The following is a 16,671-nucleotide window of genomic DNA, read 5'->3' on the forward strand; positions in this document are numbered from 1 at the left end:
GTCAGCGGGGGTCCGGGTCGTCGAGGTCCTGCTTGCCGAAGGCGGGGTTGTGGGGCTCGCCCAGGGTGATGTGCACGCTCTGCTGATCGGTGTAGAAGTCGATCGAGCGGTAGCCGCCTTCGTGTCCGAGCCCGGATGCCTTGACGCCGCCGAACGGGGTGCGCAGGTCGCGCACGTTGTTCGAGTTCAGCCACACCATGCCGGCTTCGACGGCGCCGGCGAAGTTGTGCGCGCGCTTGAGGTCGTTGGTCCAGATGTACGCCGCGAGGCCGTAGCGCGTGTTGTTCGCGAGCTCCAGCGCCTCCTCGTCGGTGTCGAAGGGGGTGATGGCCACGACGGGTCCGAAGATCTCCTCCTGGAAGATCCGGGCATCCGGCGCCACATCCGCGAACGCGGTCGGCGCGACGTAGTTGCCGGTGGGGAAGCCGTCGGGGCGCCCGCCGCCGGCGATCAGGCGGCCCTCGGTCTTGCCGATCTCGACGTAGCTCATGACCTTCTCGTAGTGCTCGGGGTGCACCAGAGCGCCGACCTCGGTCTTCGGGTCGTGCGGGTGGCCTACCTTGACGCGCTTCGCGATCGCGGCGAACCGCTCGACGAACTCGTCGTAGACGCCGCGCTGCACCAGGATGCGGCTGCCGGCCGTGCAGCGCTCGCCGTTGAGCGAGAACACGCCGAAGACACAGGCGTCGACGGCGGTGTCGAGGTCGGCATCGTCGAACACGACGGCTGGGCTCTTGCCACCCAGCTCCATCGACAGGCCCTTCAGGAAGGGGGCCGCGTTGCCGAAGATGATCTGGCCGGTGCGGCTCTCGCCCGTGAACGAGATGAGCGGCACGTCCGGATGCTTGACCAGCGCGTCACCGGCGTCTTCGCCGAGGCCGTTGACGAGGTTGAAGACGCCCTTCGGAAGGCCGGCCTCTTCGAAGATGCCCGCCCAGAGCGATGCCGAGAGCGGGGTGAACTCGGCGGGCTTGAGCACCACGGTGTTGCCCGTCGCGAGCGCAGGACCGAGCTTCCACGACTCGAGCATGAACGGGGTGTTCCACGGCGTGATGAGGCCGGCCACGCCGATCGGCTTGCGGTTGACGTAGTTCATCTGCTTGCCGGGCACCTTGAAGGCGTCGTCCGCCTGCGCGACGATCAGGTCGGCGAAGAAGCGGAAGTTCTCGGCGGCGCGGCGGGCCTGGCCGAGCGCCTGCGTGATCGGCAGACCCGAGTCGAACGACTCGAGCTCGGCGAGGCGCGCATCGCGCGACTCGACGATGTCGGCGATGCGGTGCAGCACGCGCGAGCGCTCGCGCGGCAGCATCCGCGGCCAGGGGCCCTCGGTGAAGGCGCGGCGGGCTGCGGCGACCGCGCGGTCGATGTCGGCCTTCTTGCCCGCCGCGGCGTGCACGTAGGTCTCGTTGGTGACCGGGTTGAGCACCTCGAACGTGTCGCCGTCGATCGAGTCGACGAACTCGCCGTCGATGTAGTGCTGGATCTTCGAGGGCAGGTCGGCGGGGGTGTAGACGTCGTTCATCATCGTCCTTCTTCGCTGGAGTGGGAGTGCCGGGCAGCCAGGAACGCGTCCAGGGTGCGCCAGCGGTGGTGTCGTGCAGACAGCTCGATCTCGAGCGGCGTGGCGCCGTCGCGGATCAGGCTGAGGATCTGGTCGTGCTCCTCGACCGAGTGCCGGGCCCGGCCCGGCACGAAGGCGAAGGTCGAATCCCGGATGCCCGAGAGCCGACCCCACCCGCGATGCACCAGGTCGAGGATGTGCGGATTGGGGCACGGTTCGAACAGCACCGAGTGGAACTGCTGGTTCAGCTGGGTGAACCGGTGCGCGTCGAAGTGCTCGAGCAGCTCGCGCATCTGCTCGTTGATCGCCGCGGCCCGATCGAGCGCATCGTCGTCGAGCAGGGGAGCCGAGAGCGCGGTGGCGGAGCCCTCGACCAGGCCGAGAGTCTGCATCGTGTGCGCGTACTCGTTCTCGTCGATCAGCGCCACGTGGGCGCCGACGTTGCGCTCGAAGGTCACGAGCCCCTCGGCCTCGAGCCGGCGGATCGCCTCGCGCACCGGGACCACGCTCATGTCGAGCTCGCGTGCTATCGCGCCGAGCACGAGGCGGTAGCCGGGGCCGTACGCGTGAGACGCGATGCGCGCGCGCAGCCATGTGTAGGCCTGCTCGGACTTGCTGCCCTCGCGGACGAGGGTGCTCACTTCGCCTCGCTAGCCTGATCGCGGGCGTCGTACTTCGCGCGCCACTCGGCGTTCATCGGGAACAGCCCGTCGACGGGGTGGCCCGCGGCGACCTGCTCGGCGATCCAGACATCCTCGTGCTCCTGCGCGATGGCCTCGTCTGCCACCTCGTCGGCCAGGTGCGCGGGAATGACGATCACGCCGTCGCCGTCGCCGACGATGACGTCGCCCGGCTGCACGGTGGCGCCGCCGCAGCCGATCGTGACGTCGAACTCCCAGGGCACGTGCTTGCGGCCGAGCACCGAGGGGTGCGCGCCCTTCGAGAACACCGGCAGGCCGATCTCGGCGACTGCGTCGAAGTCGCGCACGCCGCCGTCGGTGACCACTCCGGCCGCGCCGCGTGTCTTGGCGCGGAGCGCGAGGATGTCGCCGAGCGTGCCGGTGGTCTCGTCTCCGCGGGCCTCGATCACGATGATCTCGCCCTCGCCGACGGCGTCGAACGCGCGCTTCTGCGCGTTGTACCCGCCGCCGTGGCTCTTGAAGAGGTCTTCGCGCGCGGGCACGAAGCGCAGCGTCTTGGCGGTGCCGACGATCTTGGCGCCGGGGAGGTTGGCCGAGAGGCCGTCGATGAAGCAGGAGTGCAGGCCGCGTTTGCGGAGCTGGCTGGACAGACCGGCGGTGGGCGCCTCGAGAAGCTTGGCGCGAAGCTCGGGGGAGAGCCGCGCGGTCTGCTCGACGGGCGGGAGGCCGGCGAGCTCGCGCGATCCCCATGCCTCCGCTCGCTGCAGGTCGTCGACGGCGGGCATCGAGCCGAGCGAAGGATCGAACTCGACCTCGCCCTGGGTCACCGTGGTGCGCAGGCGTCCGGATGAGGGCGCGCCGGGGGCATCCGGAGCATCCACCTCGATCTCGACGACGTCGCCCGGCACGATCACGCTGGAACCGGCTGGCGTTCCCGTGAGGATGATGTCGCCCGGTTCGAGCGTGAAGTGCTGCGAGAGGTCGGCGACGAGCTGCGGCAGAGGGAAGAGAAGACCGGCAGTCGTGTCGTCCTGCGCGAGCTCGCCGTTGACCCACGCGCGCACACGCAGAGCGGCGGGGTCGACAGCGGCGGCGTCGATGAGCTCGGGTCCGACGGGGGTGTAGCCGTCACCGCCCTTCGAGCGCACGTTCGACCCCTTGTCGTTGGCGCGCAGATCGTAGAGGCCGAGGTCGTTCGACGCGGTGACATAAGCGACGTGCGCCCACGCCTCGGAGGTCGGGACGCGGCGGGCGGCGGTGCCGATGACGAGGGCGATCTCGCCCTCGAACGCGAGGAGCTCGGTGCCGGCGGGGCGCTCGACGACGCCGTCGGTGCCGGCGACGGAACTGGCCGGCTTGAAGAAGTACGACGGGGCGGCGGGTCGGCGTCCGCGCTGGTCGGCGCGGGAGACGTAGTTGAGGTGGATCGCGATGATCTTGCCAGGGCGGGTGAGCTCGGGCATAGGGCGCCTCCTTGCGTTGTGCACGGGCGACTCGGGGAGTCTTGTGCGTCGTATTCGAAATCGTATATGATCCTCGAACGGGTGGCAAGCATCCCGACGCCACCCGGACGACGGTGTCACACAGGTGTCACAGCAGAGGAGCTGACATGGGCGCACAGCCAGAGGGTGGACTCACCCCGACCGGAACCATCGCGAGCGGGGCCGACCGACGCCGCGTCATCTTCGCGACAGTGGTCGGCACGACCATCGAGTGGTACGACTTCTTCACCTACGCAGCCATGTCCGGCCTCGCGTTCGGTGTGCTGTTCTTCGAGCCGGCCGGCCCGGAGTTCGGACGCATCCTGGCGTTCCTCACGGTGGGCCTCAGCTTCCTCTTCCGGCCCCTCGGCGCCTTCCTCGCCGGTCACTTCGGCGACCGGATCGGTCGCCGGAAGGTGCTCGTCATCACGCTGTTCGGCATGGGCGTCGCGACCGCCCTCATCGGACTGCTGCCCACGTACCAGGCGATCGGCGTCGTCGCGCCTGTGCTGCTCGTGCTGCTGCGCGTGCTGCAGGGCATCTCGGCCGGCGGCGAATGGGGCGGGGCTGTGCTGATGGCCGTCGAGCACGCGCCGCGTTCGCGCCGAGGAGCCTACGGCGCATCGCCGCAGGTGGGAGTTCCGCTCGGCCTGCTGCTCTCGAGCGCCGTGATCGCCATCATGTCGATGGTGGCTCCCGGCGATGCGTTCCTCGAGTGGGGCTGGCGCGTGCCGTTCCTGCTCTCGGTCGCGCTGATCCTGGTCGGCTGGTGGATCCGACGCAGCGTCGAGGAGAGCCCCGTCTTCACCGAGATCGCTGAGCGCGCCGCGCAGACCAAGACCCCGATCGTCGCACTGTTCCGCAACTACGGCCTGGTCGTCGTGATCGCCGCGCTCGTATTCGCGGGCAACAACGCCGTTGGTTACATGACCACGGGGGGCTGGATCCAGGGCTACGCGACCAACGGCCTCGGCCTCACCCGCCCCGAGGTGCTCTGGGCGGTCGCCTTCGGCGCGATCGTCTGGCTGGTCTCGACGTGGTTCGCGGGCGGGCTCTCCGACCGGATCGGCCGCCGCAGCACGTACCTCCTCGGCTGGGCGCTGCAGCTCGTGGGCGTCTTCACGCTCTTCCCGCTCGTCAACACCGGAGAGCTGGTGCCCTTCGCGCTCGGTCTCATGATCCTGTCGATCGGACTCGGCTTCACCTACGGTCCGCAGGCGGCGTTCTACGCCGAGATCTTCCCGGCCTCGGTGCGCTTCTCCGGCGTCTCGATCTCGTACGCCCTCGGCGCGATCCTCGGTGGCGCCTTCGCGCCGACCGTCGCCGAGTGGCTCGTGCAGACGACCGGGGGCACCGACTCCGTGACCATCTACCTCGCGGTCATGACCGTGATCGGCCTGCTCGCCACGCTCGCCTTCCGCGATCGCTCCGGCCTTCCGCTCGGCATCGATCACGAGACCGAGCAGGCGCGCACCCCGCTGCAGGGTGTCGGGGTGACCGACTGAGCGTCGCCCCTCTCTGAAGGTCTGTGCAGGCCTGGAGGACGATCCGCAGGGGTCGCCTTCCAGGCCTGCCTGCGTCGGGGCGGTCAGCCGTCGAGGGATGCCCGGATGATGCTCGCCGAGCGCTGCAGGCGGTCGGCGATCTCGGCATCCGGAACCCGCGAGGCCACGTGCACGACGGCGAGTGCCGCCGGGCGCTTGCCTCGCAGCGACAGTGGTACGGCGATCGACCTGAGGTTCGGGATCACCTCGTCGTGGCTGAGCGCGTAGCCGCGCTCCCGGGCTGAGAGGACCTCGGTGCGCAGCCCCTCGTCGATGGACGGCCACTCGCCGTCGGGCAGCTGCGCGAGGATGGCCTTGCCCGGTGCGCCGACGGTGATCGGATGCCTGGTGCCCGGCCGCTGTGCAACATTCGCGACCGCGTGGCGCGGCTCGACACTGGTCAGCGTGATGACCTCGTCGCCGTCGAGGACGGCGAGGAAGGCGGTGTGGCCGAGCTCGTTCGCCACCGCGGTGAGCTCGGGTAGTGCCTCGGCCTGCAGGTCGTGCGCGACGCCGGCGGCGAGGGCGGCCATGCGCGGGCCGAGCGCCGTGCGCCCGGTCGCGTCGCGGATCACGAGGCGGTGGTCTTCGAGCGTCCGCAGCAGCCGGTACGCGATAGAGCGGTGCACCTCGAGACGCGCAGCGACCTCGTCGATCGTCAGCGGGCCGTCCGCCAGGATCTCGAGGATCCGGATGCCGCGACTCAGCGTCTGCGATGCAGGGGCTGGCATGCGCCCTCCTCTTGTCTGGGCGTCGCCGCCTCGGATACGATGTGTTCAATAGTAGAACTTTGTGTTCGAATATAGAACACTCTGGAAGGAATCAACGACGATGCAGTTCCACCACCGCGGTTATGTCTCCCACGACCCTCGCGTGCTCGACGCCGAAGGTCTGGGCATCGACCGCCCCGCTCGGCTCCCTGACGAGACCGACGTGCTGATCGTCGGCTCCGGGCCCGCCGGCATGCTCCTGGCGGCGCAGATGTCGCAGTACCCGAACGTCTCGACGCGCATCATCGAGAAGCGTGAAGGGCGCCTCGTGCTCGGCCAGGCCGACGGCATCCAGCCACGCAGCGTCGAGACCTTCCAGGCGTTCGGCTTCGCCGAGCGCATCATCGCCGAGGCGTACAACATCGGCTGGATGAACTTCTGGGGACCCGACCCCGAGAACCGTCAGAACATCATCCGCACCGCCCGCACCGCCGACTACGCGTACGACATCTGCGAGTTCCCGCATCTCATCGTCAACCAGGCCCGCGTGCTCGACTACTTCGCCGAGGCCGCCGCTCACGGCCCCGGCCGCATCGTGCCCGACTACGGCATCGCCTTCCTCGGGCTCACCGTGCACGACGAGGGGGAGTACCCCGTCGAAGTGCGCGTCGACGACAACGGCACCGAACGCACGATCCGCGCCAAGTACGTCGCGGGCTGCGACGGGGCTCGCAGCGGGGTGCGACAGGCCATCGGCCGCACGCACGTCGGCGACATGGCCGCCCACGCCTGGGGTGTCATGGACGTGCTCGTGAACACCGACTTCCCCGACTGGCGAACCAAGTGCGCGATCAACGCCGAGGCGGGCAACATCCTGCACATCCCGCGCGAGGGCGGCTACCTCAGCCGCATGTACATCGATCTCGGCGAAGTCGCCGCCGACGACGACCACCGCGTGCGCAGGACGCCCATCGAGGCGATCATCAAGAAGGCGAACGAGATCCTGCATCCGTACACGATCGACGTGAAGGACGTCGCCTGGCACAGCGTGTACGAAGTGGGGCACCGCGTGACCGACGGCTTCGACGACGTGAGCGACGACAGCAGCCGCACTCCGCGCGTGTTCCTCACCGGCGACGCCTGCCACACGCACAGCGCCAAAGCCGGGCAGGGCATGAACGTGTCGATGCAGGACGGCTTCAACCTCGGCTGGAAGCTCGGCTCGGTGCTCACCGGCCGCAGCCCCGAGTCGCTGCTGGCGACCTACGGCGCCGAGCGCCGCCCCGTGGCCCAGCAGCTCATCGACTTCGACCGCGAGTGGTCGAGCCTGATGGCGCGCAAGCCCGAGGACATCTCCGACCCGCAGGAGCTCGCCACCTTCTACCTCGGCACCGCCGAGTTCCCCTCCGGCTTCATGACGCAGTACACCTCGTCGATGATCGTGGGCAGCGACAGGCACCAGGCGCTCGCAGCCGGGTTCCCGCTGGGCAAGCGCTTCAAGTCGGCCGAGGTCACCCGCGTCTGCGACGGCAACGTCATCCACCTCGGCCACCACGCCAAGGCCGACGGCCGCTGGCGGGTGTACGCCTTCGGCGATGCCTCGGGCGACGGCCTGAACGCGTGGGCGTCCGAGGCGGCAGATGTCTTCGCGCGCTTCACCCCGTCAGACGCCGACGTCGACTCGGTCTTCGACGTGAAGGCGATCCACCAGGGCTCGTACGAGGACGTCGAGGTGACCACGGTGCCCGAGCTGTTCGCCCCGAAGACCGGGCCGCTCGGCCTGACCGACTGGGAGAAGGTCTATGCCTCGGCGCCGAGCAAGTGGAACGAGACCGACATCTTCGAGGCGCGCGAACTCTCTCGCGACGGCGTCGTGATCGTGGTGCGCCCCGACCAGTACGTCGCCGCCATCCTGCCGCTCGACGGCGTCGACGAGATGGCCGCGTTCTTCGAGGGGGCGCTGCTGCCGGCATCCTGATCCCGCGGCGCCATCGCGCGCGGAATGCGGGACTTCACGCGAAACGCAGGAGCCGATCTCGATTCGGCTCCTGCGTTTCCTGCGTTCTCCTGTGGCCCGTGCGAGCCCGGATGCCGGGTCAGGAGTTCACGCGGATGATCTCCTGCTGGTACGGAGCGACGACCTTGCCCGAGATGCGCAGGTCGAGCACGAGGAAACGGCGCTCGGCCGGGTTCTCAGCTGCCCAGGTGCGCAGCCGCTCGAGGTCATCGAGCGTGCGCACGACGACGCCCTCGGCGCCCACCGCGCCGGCGAAGGCCGCGAAGTCGACCTCGGGAATCAGCATGGGCCCCTCGGCGAGGCCCTTCAGGCCGTACAGATTGACCTCGGCGCCGTAGGCGGCGTCATTCCACACCACCGCGACACCGCGCCCTGCAGCCGCGCGCACGGCAGACTCGAGGTCGGCGATCGCCATCAGGCCGCCGCCGTCGCCCGAGGTCAGCACGATCGTCTGCTCGGGGCGTGCGCGCGTCGCGCCGACCACGCTGGGCCAGCCCTGGCCGATCGACTGGAAGGCGGTGCCGACCATCATCATGCGGTCGGGAGCGGCGACCGGCCAGTACATGTTCGCCCACCCGATGAAGTGCCCGCCGTCCGAGACGACGACCCGGTCCTCCGGCAGCAGCTCGGCGATGCGGCGAGCTGCCGAGCGGGGGTCGAGTCGGCCGTCGGCTGCCAGCTCGTCGCCCTCCGCGTACGCGCGGGCTGCGGCGACGTCGACCGACTCGCGCCAGGCGGAGTGCGCTCCGCGCGGAGATGTGCGCTCCGCGCGGATGGATTCGGTCGATTCGTCCGCGGCAGGAGTACTTTCCCGCGCGGAGCGCGCAGCACCGGATGCCTGGGCGATCCGCTCGACGAGCGCTTCGGCGGCCACGCGGGCGTCGGCGCGGACGAATCCGCCGACGTGCGCGTGCGTCGCCGCGGGCGCGACGTCGATCTGGAACACCCGGGTGCCAGGCGCGAACAGCTCTCCGAAGCGCATCGTGAACTGGTTGAGCGACGCTCCGAAGACCACCGCAACGTCGGCATCGCGCACCAGCTGCATGGCGCCGTCGGCGCCGAAGCCGCCCGTCACGCCCAGGTCGTAGCGCGTGTCGGGGAAGACGCCGCGGCCGAGGGCGGTGGATGCCGTGAGCGCACCGGTCTTCTCGGCCAGGGCTCCGAGGGCGTCGCTCGCGCCGGCGAGCCAGGCACCGCGGCCGGCGAGCAGGAACGGACGCTCGGCCGAGATCAGCGCGTGGGCGATCTCATCCAGCATCCCGTCGGCGAATTCGCCCCGCGGGGCGAGCGGCTCCGGGATGCGCGGGGCAGGCGCCTCGGCGACAGGACCCGCCTCGAGGGACGCGACGTCGTACGGGATCGCGAGCACCACCGGCACGCGGTAGGTCAGGGCGTGCTCGATCGCGATGACGGTGGTGGCCGCGGCGTCTGCATGCCCGGTCGTATACGTGCGTGCGCCCACGGCCGATGCCATCGCGATCTGGTCGACGTCCCACGGACGGGGGCCGGAGGTCGGCTCGTCTCCGACGACGAGAACGAGCGGCACGTGCGCCTGCACGGCCTCGGCCAGAGCGGTCAGGGTGTTGGTGAACCCCGCGCCATAGGTCGAGGTGGCGGCGGCGATGCGACCGGATGCCCGGAAGTGGGCGTCGGCGGCGACCACGGCGCCCTGCTCGTGGCGGACGGCGGTGAAGACGGCATCGGTCTGCTTCTCGATCGCGTCGAGGAAATACGCGTTGCCGTTGCCCATCACACCGAAGACATGGTCGATGTGCCGAGCCAGGGTGAGGGCGACGTGAGCGGAGACAGTGGGCATGCGGAAGCGCCTTTCAAGACAGGGAACGGAGGGATCCGTATGTGTCTCGCGTCTCGCGCTGCATCGCGGAGTGCTTCGTGCCCCTTTTTCGAGCATCGGCCAGTGCGTGGCCGGACCATTCGATAGTAGCGCCGAGGCGATCGGACGTTGCGCTGCAATATAGCCCTCCCGGTGCCGGGCGTCGAGGCGGTGGTGCAGACGAGCGTGGCATCGGAGAGTGGGGCCTCTCGCAGGATCGCACAGCAGTACGGAGGGCACCATGTCGGGAAATCTCGAGCAGCCGGCGTCGCAGGGTGACGCCGAGAGCAGCACGGCGAAAGAGCGACACGCGCCGCAGCCGGACGACCCCCGCAAGCCGCAGTCGCCGCCCCAGATCGACAAGCCCTCGTGGAAGTACGCACTCAAGCGGTCGCTGGCGGAGTTCTCGCGTGACCGATGCACCACGCTCGCCGCTGCCCTGACCTACTACAGCGTGCTCGCCATCTTCCCCGCCCTGCTCGCCGTCGTCTCGCTGGTCGGCCTGTTCGGGCAGGCGCAGCAGACGACCGATCTGCTTCTCGGAGTTCTGCGCCGCGTCACCGACGAGTCGATGGTGCAGGTGCTCCGCCAGCCGATCGAGCAGCTCGCGCAGTCGGATGCCGCCGGCCTCGCTCTCGTGATCGGCCTGGCCGGTGCCATCTGGTCGGCCTCGGGCTACGTCAGCGCCTTCTCGCAGGCGATGAACACGGTGTACGAGATCGACGAGGGCCGGCCGTTCTGGAAGCTGCGTCCGATGGTGCTGCTGCTGACCGTCATCCTGCTGATCATCGCGGTGGCGATCGTGCTGCTGCTGATCGTCTCGGGGCCGATCGCGGAGGCCATCGGCGAGGCCGTCGGTCTCGGCGAGGTCGCCATCACCGTGTGGAGCATCGCGAAGTGGCCGGTCATCGTGATCCTCGCGGTGCTCGCCCTCGCGATCCTGTACTACGGCAGCCCCAATGTGAAGCAGCCGAAGTTCCGCTGGATGAGCCTGGGTGCGTTCGTCGCGCTCGTCGTGATGGCGATCGCCTCACTGGGCTTCTTCTTCTACGTCATCAACTTCGGCAACTACCAGAAGACATACGGGAGCATCGCCGGCGTCATCATCCTGCTGCTGTGGCTCTGGATCGTGAACCTCTCACTGCTCTTCGGAGCGGAGTTCGACGCCGAGATGGAGCGGGGCCGTCAGCTGCAGGCCGGTATCGAGGCCGAGAAGAGCATCCAGCTGCCCCCTCGCGACGACAGGCAGAGCAAGAAGATGCAGGAGAAGGAGCAGAAGACCGTCGACGAGGGCCGCGAGCTGCGGCTCAAGGCGCAGCGGAACGGCGCAGGTGACCACGACCGGAACGACGAGCGCCCGGAAGGCGACGCCTCGCGCTGATCGGCTCAGGCCGAGCCGCTCCACGGGGCCGGCGAGAGCGCCCAGATCACCTCGGCGGGCTCGGACGAGCTGTTGACCCACGTGTGCGGCTGATGCCCGGGGAAGGTGAGCGTGTCGCCGGCGCGAAGAGCGTGCTCGTCGCTCACGAAGCGCACGGTCACCTCGCCTTCGAGCACGTGCAGCACCTCCACGCTGCAGTTGATCGCGTAGAGCTCGTCGCCTCCGGATGCCCCCGGCTGCAGCGACGAGCGCAGCAGCTGCACCTCGGCCTGGCCGCGGGGAGTGATGAGCCGGTCGACGGTTCCCGAGCCTCCCATGTTGATGCGGGGCGCCGCCTGGGCGGTGACCAGCGCGCTGGTCGCTGGTTCGAACAGCGACCCCACCGGCAGTGACAGAGCCTCGCACACCGCCACGAGGGTCGCGACGCTGGGTGAGGTGTCGTCGCGTTCGAGGCGGCTGACGAAGCCCTTGCTCAGGCCGGTCGCGGTCGCGAGCTGCTCGATCGTCAGGCCCTGAGCGAGCCGGGTCGCGCGCAGCTTCGCGCGTCCGCGACGACGAGCGCCACGGACGCGCTCGCGAGCTGCTCGCTGTCTGGGCCGCTCCGAACGTGAGTGTGCTGAACTTCACGATCGGCGCGACGCTCACCCTCGTGCTCGGCCTGGAGATCTGGCAGGCCCTGCTCGTCGTGCTCGCCTCGCAGCTGCTCTGGATCTTCCCCGGCATCGTCGCCATCAGCGGCCCCGCCGCGGGAACCTCGGGATCCGTCGTGCAGCGCGCCATGTACGGCGTGCACGGCAACCGCATCGTCATCGCGCTCTTCGGATGGTTCATCTCTGGCGTCCTCCTCGCGCTGAACTGGGTCGCCTCCTCATTCATGGGCGCTGAGCTGCTCAGTCGCTGGGGGATGTCCGATCACACGCTCGCGCTCGTCATGGTCACCCTCGTCGTCTCGGCGGTCACCGTGCTCGTCGCCGTCTTCGGACACGCGCTCATCCTGCGCTCCTACATGGTCGTGACCGTGGCTCTGCTCGTCGTGTTCCTCGCCGTCGTCGGCTTCATCGCTCCGCAGATCGACTGGTCGTTCGCGCAGCCGGAGCCCCTCACCGGTGTGGCGCTCTGGTCGAGCATCACCATCGCCTTCGCGATCCTGGCATCCACCCCGCTGTCGTACTCGAACAGCGCCGACATCGCCCGCTACCCGCCGCGATCGACGAAGCCCTCGCACACCATCGCGGCGACCGCCTTCGGCGGCGCCATCCCGTGCCTGTTCTTCACCGGCGTCGGCGTGCTGCTCGGCGGCGCCGTCGATCCGGCATCCATCGACATCGGCGTCGAGTATGCGCTGCTCGAGATGATCCCCGCGTGGCTCGGGCCCATCTTCGTGCTCGCCGTGATCGTGAACACGATCGCGCTGAACGGCATGACCACATACACCGCGAGCATGGCGCTGCAGGCCATCGGCGTGCCGATCCCGCGCATCCCCTCTGCGATCCTCATCGGCATCCTCGGCACCGTCTTCACGCTCGTGCTCGTCACCTCCACGAACCTGATCGACGCGGTCAACCTGCTGCTGCAGTTCCTGCTGGTCATCTCCGCACCCACGATGGCCGTATACGTCACCGACATCATCCTGCGCCGCAACCGGTACGACAGCGAGGGTCTGTTCGACACCACCCGCACCGGACCGTTCTGGTATCGCGGAGGATTCGGGATCGCTGGGCTGGCGGCGGCGATCCTCGGCGGCGTCGGTGCTGCGCTGTTCCTGTCGACCGACATCTGGACCGGCCCGCTCGCCGAGGCCCTGGGCTTCATCGATCTGTCGGCGCCCGTCGGCATGGTCGTGGCGAGCGCGGCCTACACGCTGCTCGCAGGGCGACAGGTGCGCGAGCAGGTGATCCGGTGACGGGCGCCGCTGAGAGGGTGCCTCGCGCTCCCGGCGCGCCCGGCGGTGAGCCCAGCCTGCGCACGTGGCAGGAGCCGGCGTACAGCCGGTGGGCGTTCACCCACCTGCCCGAGCTGATCCCGACGGCGACGATCGCCCGATCGATCGCGCCTGCCGACGCGACGCGACGGCTCGACGCGTTCGCATCCGCACTGCCCGACTTCGAGCGGAGGCTCGTCGACACCCACACCGATGCGTTCCTGGTGCTGCGCGGCACCGAGGTCGTCGCCGAGTACTACGCACCGGGATTCGGGCGCGACAGCAGGCACCTCCTCATGAGCGTGTCGAAGTCGCTGTGCGCCATGGTCGTGGCGTCGCTGATCGACTACGGTCTCGTCGATCCGGAGCGCCGGGTGGTCGACTACCTGCCGGCGCTCGCCGGATCGGTCTACGACGGCCCGCTGGTGCAGCACGTGCTCGACATGCAGATCGCGATCGACTACTCCGAGGACTACCTCGATCCGGCGTCGGAGGTGCAGGCGCACGACCGCTCGGGCGGGTGGCGACCACCGCGCACCGGCGATCCCGCCGACGATCGCGCGTTCCTCGCCACGCTGAGGGGGAGCGGCGAGGTCGGAGCGTTCCAGTACTGCTCGGCGAACACCGATGTGCTCGCCTGGCTGGTCGAACGGGCCACGGGCGAACGGTACCCCGACGTGCTCGCGCGACGACTCTGGTCGAAGCTCGACGCAGACCACGACGCGCTGATCACGGTCGACTCGACCGGGTTCGGCTTCGCCAACGGCGGCGTGCTGTGCACCGCGCGCGACCTCGCCCGCGTCGGCCGCGTGATGCTCGACGGCGGATCCGCTGCCGGCGGACGCGTCGTCTCCGAGCAGTGGGTGAGCGAGGTGATGGCGGGCGGGACCCGGATGCCATGGTCGACCCCGGTTTCAGCGCCGCCTTCCCCGGTGGGTCGTACACCCGGCAATGGTGGTGCTACGGCAACGAACGGGGCAACGTCGGCGGCATAGGCATCCACGGTCAGAACCTCTGGCTCGACCCGTCCACCGACTCCGTCATCGTCAAGCTGTCGGTCTGGCCCGAGCCCGACACCGCCGAGTGGCACGACCTTCAGACCGCCATCCTGCTCGACGTGAGCGCGGCGCTCGACACCCTTCCCTGATCACGACAGCAAGGACCCCCATGCCTCTCGGCCCCATCGACAGCTCCCTCATTCCTCGGTACGCCGGACGCGACGGCTTCGCCCGTCTGCCGCGAATCGACCAGATCGACCGGGCAGACATCGTCGTCGCCGGAGTGCCCTTCGACACCGGTGTGTCCTACCGGCCGGGTGCGCGCTTCGCTCCGACCCAGATCCGCGAGGCGTCGCGGCTGCTGCGCCCGTACAATCCCGCCCTGGACGTCTCGCCTTTCGAACGCGTGCAGGTGGCCGATGCAGGCGACATCGCCGTCAATCCGTTCAACATCGGCGAGGCGATCGACACGATCCAGCATGCCGCGTCTGACCTCACCCGCTCCGGCACGCGCCTGGTCACCCTGGGCGGCGACCACACCATCGCACTGCCCCTGCTGCGCGCCGCCGCAGCCGTGCACGGTCCGGTCGCCCTGCTGCATTTCGACGCCCACCTCGACACCTGGGACACGTACTTCGGTGCGGAGTACACGCACGGCACGCCGTTCCGTCGCGCCGTCGAGGAGGGCATCCTCGACACCGAGGCGCTCTGCCATGTCGGCACGCGAGGACCGCTGTACGGCAAGCGCGACCTCGACGACGACAGGCGCTTCGGCTTCGGCATCGTCACGAGCGCCGACGTCTACCGCCAGGGAGCGGACGAGGTCGCGGCGAGGCTGCGCGATCGGATCGGATCGAGGCCCCTGTACATCTCGATCGACATCGACGTGCTCGACCCGGCGCACGCACCGGGCACGGGGACGCCAGAGGCCGGCGGGATGACGAGTCGCGAGCTGCTGGAGATCATCCACGGCCTGCGGGGCGCCGATCTCATCGGCGCCGACGTCGTCGAGGTCGCGCCCGCGTACGATCACGCCGAGCTGACCAGCATCGCCGCGTCGCACATCGCCTATGACCTCATCTCGCTGCTGGCGCTGCGTGCCGAGGAGCGGCAGGCGCAGGCGGGTCAGGCGGGCAGTGCGGTGAAGGCCTCGAGCTGAAGGGTGCGCACCGATCGGTCGGCCACGCTGATCGAGGTCACCGACTCGGCCGGCAGCGGCGTCCAGCCGTCACCGGCGACACCGGTCGAGCCGACCGTGATCGTGCCGTCGGCGCCCTCGCGCCAGCGCAGCGCGAAGTAGTCCTCGTTGTGCTCGCTCGGCAGCACGTCGGCCAGCGGAGCGAGACGGGAGAGATCGTGCTCGGTCAGGGTGCTGGTCGCGCTGGCGTGCACGACGATCAGCTCGTCGCCGTCGAGCAGCAGCGCGTTGAGGCTGGCGAGCGGGAACAGCTCGCGCAGCATTGCCGCCACGCGGGTCGTCGCCTCGTGCAGGCTGAGACCCTCTGCGACCTGTTCGCGGATGAGCGCGAAGTACATCTCACTGTCTGTGGTGCCGGTGAGAGCGGCGACGCTCGCGGGCGAGAGCAGCGACTGCAGCCGGTCGAGAGGCTTGACGGTGCCGTTGTGGCAGAACGCGACGCCGTCGGCCTCGAAGGGATGCGCGTTGCAGTCGAGCACCGGCAGGCCCGCCGTAGCCCAGCGGAGGTGAACGATGGCGGCGCGGCACTCGGCATCCATCGCCTGATCGAACTGCGCGTCGCCGATCGCCGACCGTGCCGAACGCCGGGCGTCCGGGTCGCTGCCGGGCTCGGCGACGCCCGCCCAGCCCCATCCGTCACCGTGCAGTCGCGCCAGGGAGAGCAGGCTCTCCATGCCGTCGTGACCGAGCTCGCGGCGGGCGGTGGAGTGGTCGGGAGAGACGAAAGCGAACAGGCGGCACATGATGGAAGACCTCGGAACTCGGAGCGAGGGTGCGGCGGGCGACGCATCCCCTCCCTCGTTTCTACCCCATTCGAGCTGAAGAGGGGCGGAATCCGTTCCCCTGGTATGCCATTCATGTAACAGAATGGGACGGTGACTGAGGCACTGATCGAGCGCGAGACGCTCACCTGGGACGGATTCGGCGACGCCACACGCGATCTCGCTCGAGACATCATCGACAGCGGCTTCGTGCCGGAGGTGGTCGTCGCGATCGCCCGCGGCGGTCTGCTGCCCGCCGGTGCCATCGCCTACGGACTGGGTGTGAAGAACTGCGGTGCGATCAACATGGAGTTCTACACCGGCATCGGCACCGTGCTCGACGCACCGGAGGTGCTGCCACCCGAGCTCGATATGGAGTACCTGAACGGCCGTCGCGTCCTTCTCGTCGACGACGTCGCCGATTCCGGGCGCACCCTGGCGCTCGCCGTGCAGCTGCTCAAGGAGAAGGGCGCCGATGTGCGCTCGGTCACCATCTACACGAAGCCGTCGACCATCATCCAGCCCGACTACGCCTGGAAGGACACCGACCGGTGGATCAACTTCCCGTGGTCGTTCAAGGGCACGGTGGTCGAGGAGGACCAGGGGCTGCCGCCGAGCGCCTGA

General features: G+C 69.3%; 15 protein-coding genes and 1 pseudogene. 8 read left to right on the forward strand and 8 right to left on the reverse strand.

Annotation, left to right across the window (positions count from 1 at the left end):
• Position 1: 1 nt before the first annotated feature.
• From hpaE to JOE67_RS12560, 3 genes are read right to left on the reverse strand one after another with little or no spacing between them, the layout of a single operon-like run.
• Positions 2-1,522 (reverse strand): 5-carboxymethyl-2-hydroxymuconate semialdehyde dehydrogenase, encoded by a 1,521-nt coding sequence (hpaE, locus tag JOE67_RS12550; RefSeq protein WP_204977009.1) that lies wholly within the window; start codon positions 1,520-1,522, stop codon positions 2-4.
• Entirely contained in the window at positions 1,522-2,202 is a 681-nt protein-coding gene (locus JOE67_RS12555; RefSeq protein ID WP_204975882.1) for an FCD domain-containing protein, read from the reverse strand. Before JOE67_RS12555 ends, hpaE begins: the two co-directional genes overlap by 1 nt.
• Positions 2,199-3,665: a fumarylacetoacetate hydrolase family protein gene (locus JOE67_RS12560; protein ID WP_204975883.1), complete on the reverse strand. Its 1,467-nt coding sequence runs from the start codon at positions 3,663-3,665 to the stop codon at positions 2,199-2,201. The genes JOE67_RS12555 and JOE67_RS12560 overlap by 4 nt, the downstream gene beginning before the upstream one ends.
• Before the next feature lie 146 nt (positions 3,666-3,811).
• Between JOE67_RS12560 and JOE67_RS12565 the strand changes: the two genes are divergently transcribed.
• Positions 3,812-5,188: an MFS transporter gene (locus JOE67_RS12565; RefSeq protein WP_204975884.1), complete on the forward strand. Its 1,377-nt coding sequence runs from the start codon at positions 3,812-3,814 to the stop codon at positions 5,186-5,188.
• An 83-nt stretch (positions 5,189-5,271) separates the two neighbouring features.
• Here JOE67_RS12565 and JOE67_RS12570 read toward each other — a convergent pair whose 3' ends face one another.
• Positions 5,272-5,958 (reverse strand): IclR family transcriptional regulator, encoded by a 687-nt coding sequence (locus tag JOE67_RS12570; RefSeq protein ID WP_204975885.1) that lies wholly within the window; start codon positions 5,956-5,958, stop codon positions 5,272-5,274.
• A gap of 100 nt (positions 5,959-6,058) precedes the next feature.
• Between JOE67_RS12570 and JOE67_RS12575 the strand changes: the two genes are divergently transcribed.
• Positions 6,059-7,915 carry an FAD-dependent monooxygenase gene (locus tag JOE67_RS12575; RefSeq protein ID WP_204975886.1) on the forward strand — a complete coding sequence of 619 codons (1,857 nt, stop codon included), beginning with the start codon at positions 6,059-6,061 and terminating at the stop codon, positions 7,913-7,915.
• A 118-nt stretch (positions 7,916-8,033) separates the two neighbouring features.
• On the opposite strand, the gene JOE67_RS12580 is transcribed toward JOE67_RS12575, so the two are convergent.
• Positions 8,034-9,770, reverse strand: coding sequence for a thiamine pyrophosphate-binding protein (locus tag JOE67_RS12580; protein WP_204975887.1), 1,737 nt, complete (start codon positions 9,768-9,770; stop codon positions 8,034-8,036).
• A gap of 259 nt (positions 9,771-10,029) precedes the next feature.
• On the opposite strand from JOE67_RS12580, the gene JOE67_RS12585 reads away from it, so the two are divergent.
• Positions 10,030-11,169 (forward strand): YihY/virulence factor BrkB family protein, encoded by a 1,140-nt coding sequence (locus tag JOE67_RS12585; RefSeq protein ID WP_204975888.1) that lies wholly within the window; start codon positions 10,030-10,032, stop codon positions 11,167-11,169.
• Positions 11,170-11,174: 5 nt separating this feature from the next.
• Here JOE67_RS12585 and JOE67_RS12590 read toward each other — a convergent pair whose 3' ends face one another.
• Together JOE67_RS12590 and JOE67_RS15805 are read right to left on the reverse strand one after the other, a co-directional pair.
• Positions 11,175-11,576 carry a cupin domain-containing protein gene (locus tag JOE67_RS12590; protein ID WP_338041602.1) on the reverse strand — a complete coding sequence of 134 codons (402 nt, stop codon included), beginning with the start codon at positions 11,574-11,576 and terminating at the stop codon, positions 11,175-11,177.
• Positions 11,577-11,594: 18 nt separating this feature from the next.
• Positions 11,595-11,705 (reverse strand): annotated as a pseudogene (locus JOE67_RS15805) (helix-turn-helix domain-containing protein); the annotation flags it as partial.
• Between the two features lie 44 nt (positions 11,706-11,749).
• Here JOE67_RS15805 and JOE67_RS12595 point away from each other — a divergent pair.
• Genes JOE67_RS12595 through speB form a run of 4 tightly spaced genes read left to right on the forward strand, consistent with a single transcriptional unit; the run spans position 11,750 to position 15,247 of the window.
• Complete coding sequence (locus tag JOE67_RS12595) at positions 11,750-13,072, forward strand: purine-cytosine permease family protein (RefSeq protein ID WP_204977015.1); 1,323 nt, start codon at positions 11,750-11,752, stop codon at positions 13,070-13,072.
• A complete protein-coding gene (locus JOE67_RS12600; RefSeq protein ID WP_338041603.1) occupies positions 13,069-14,085 on the forward strand; it encodes a serine hydrolase domain-containing protein in 1,017 nt (338 codons plus the stop codon). Before JOE67_RS12595 ends, JOE67_RS12600 begins: the two co-directional genes overlap by 4 nt.
• Positions 13,989-14,237, forward strand: a complete 249-nt coding sequence (locus JOE67_RS15715; RefSeq protein ID WP_274606825.1) for a hypothetical protein — start codon at positions 13,989-13,991, stop codon at positions 14,235-14,237. The genes JOE67_RS12600 and JOE67_RS15715 overlap by 97 nt, the downstream gene beginning before the upstream one ends.
• A gap of 20 nt (positions 14,238-14,257) precedes the next feature.
• Entirely contained in the window at positions 14,258-15,247 is a 990-nt protein-coding gene (gene speB, locus JOE67_RS12605) for an agmatinase (protein ID WP_204975889.1), read from the forward strand.
• Here the strand turns inward: speB and JOE67_RS12610 are convergent.
• Positions 15,214-16,029, reverse strand: coding sequence for a class II glutamine amidotransferase (locus JOE67_RS12610; protein WP_204975890.1), 816 nt, complete (start codon positions 16,027-16,029; stop codon positions 15,214-15,216). The two genes, speB and JOE67_RS12610, sit on opposite strands and share 34 nt — an antisense overlap.
• Before the next feature lie 132 nt (positions 16,030-16,161).
• Here JOE67_RS12610 and JOE67_RS12615 point away from each other — a divergent pair, with 132 nt between their 5' ends.
• Positions 16,162-16,671, forward strand: coding sequence for a phosphoribosyltransferase family protein (locus tag JOE67_RS12615; protein ID WP_204975891.1), 510 nt, complete (start codon positions 16,162-16,164; stop codon positions 16,669-16,671).

The sequence above is a fragment of the Microbacterium esteraromaticum genome, from assembly GCF_016907315.1.
Lineage (GTDB): Bacteria > Actinomycetota > Actinomycetes > Actinomycetales > Microbacteriaceae > Microbacterium > Microbacterium esteraromaticum.

What these genes read in the sequence shown, in the direction of transcription:
- JOE67_RS12610 (WP_204975890.1), bottom strand. Translation starts at nt 16,029, where the DNA reads ATGTGCCGCCTGTTCGCTTTCGTCTCTCCCGACCACTCCACCGCCCGC.
- JOE67_RS12560 (WP_204975883.1), bottom strand. Translation starts at nt 3,665, where the DNA reads ATGCCCGAGCTCACCCGCCCTGGCAAGATCATCGCGATCCACCTCAAC.
- JOE67_RS12565 (WP_204975884.1), top strand. Translation starts at nt 3,812, where the DNA reads ATGGGCGCACAGCCAGAGGGTGGACTCACCCCGACCGGAACCATCGCG.
- speB (WP_204975889.1), top strand. Translation starts at nt 14,258, where the DNA reads ATGCCTCTCGGCCCCATCGACAGCTCCCTCATTCCTCGGTACGCCGGA.
- JOE67_RS12575 (WP_204975886.1), top strand. Translation starts at nt 6,059, where the DNA reads ATGCAGTTCCACCACCGCGGTTATGTCTCCCACGACCCTCGCGTGCTC.
- JOE67_RS12585 (WP_204975888.1), top strand. Translation starts at nt 10,030, where the DNA reads ATGTCGGGAAATCTCGAGCAGCCGGCGTCGCAGGGTGACGCCGAGAGC.
- hpaE (WP_204977009.1), bottom strand. Translation starts at nt 1,522, where the DNA reads ATGAACGACGTCTACACCCCCGCCGACCTGCCCTCGAAGATCCAGCAC.
- JOE67_RS12570 (WP_204975885.1), bottom strand. Translation starts at nt 5,958, where the DNA reads ATGCCAGCCCCTGCATCGCAGACGCTGAGTCGCGGCATCCGGATCCTC.
- JOE67_RS15715 (WP_274606825.1), top strand. Translation starts at nt 13,989, where the DNA reads ATGGTCGACCCCGGTTTCAGCGCCGCCTTCCCCGGTGGGTCGTACACC.
- JOE67_RS12580 (WP_204975887.1), bottom strand. Translation starts at nt 9,770, where the DNA reads ATGCCCACTGTCTCCGCTCACGTCGCCCTCACCCTGGCTCGGCACATC.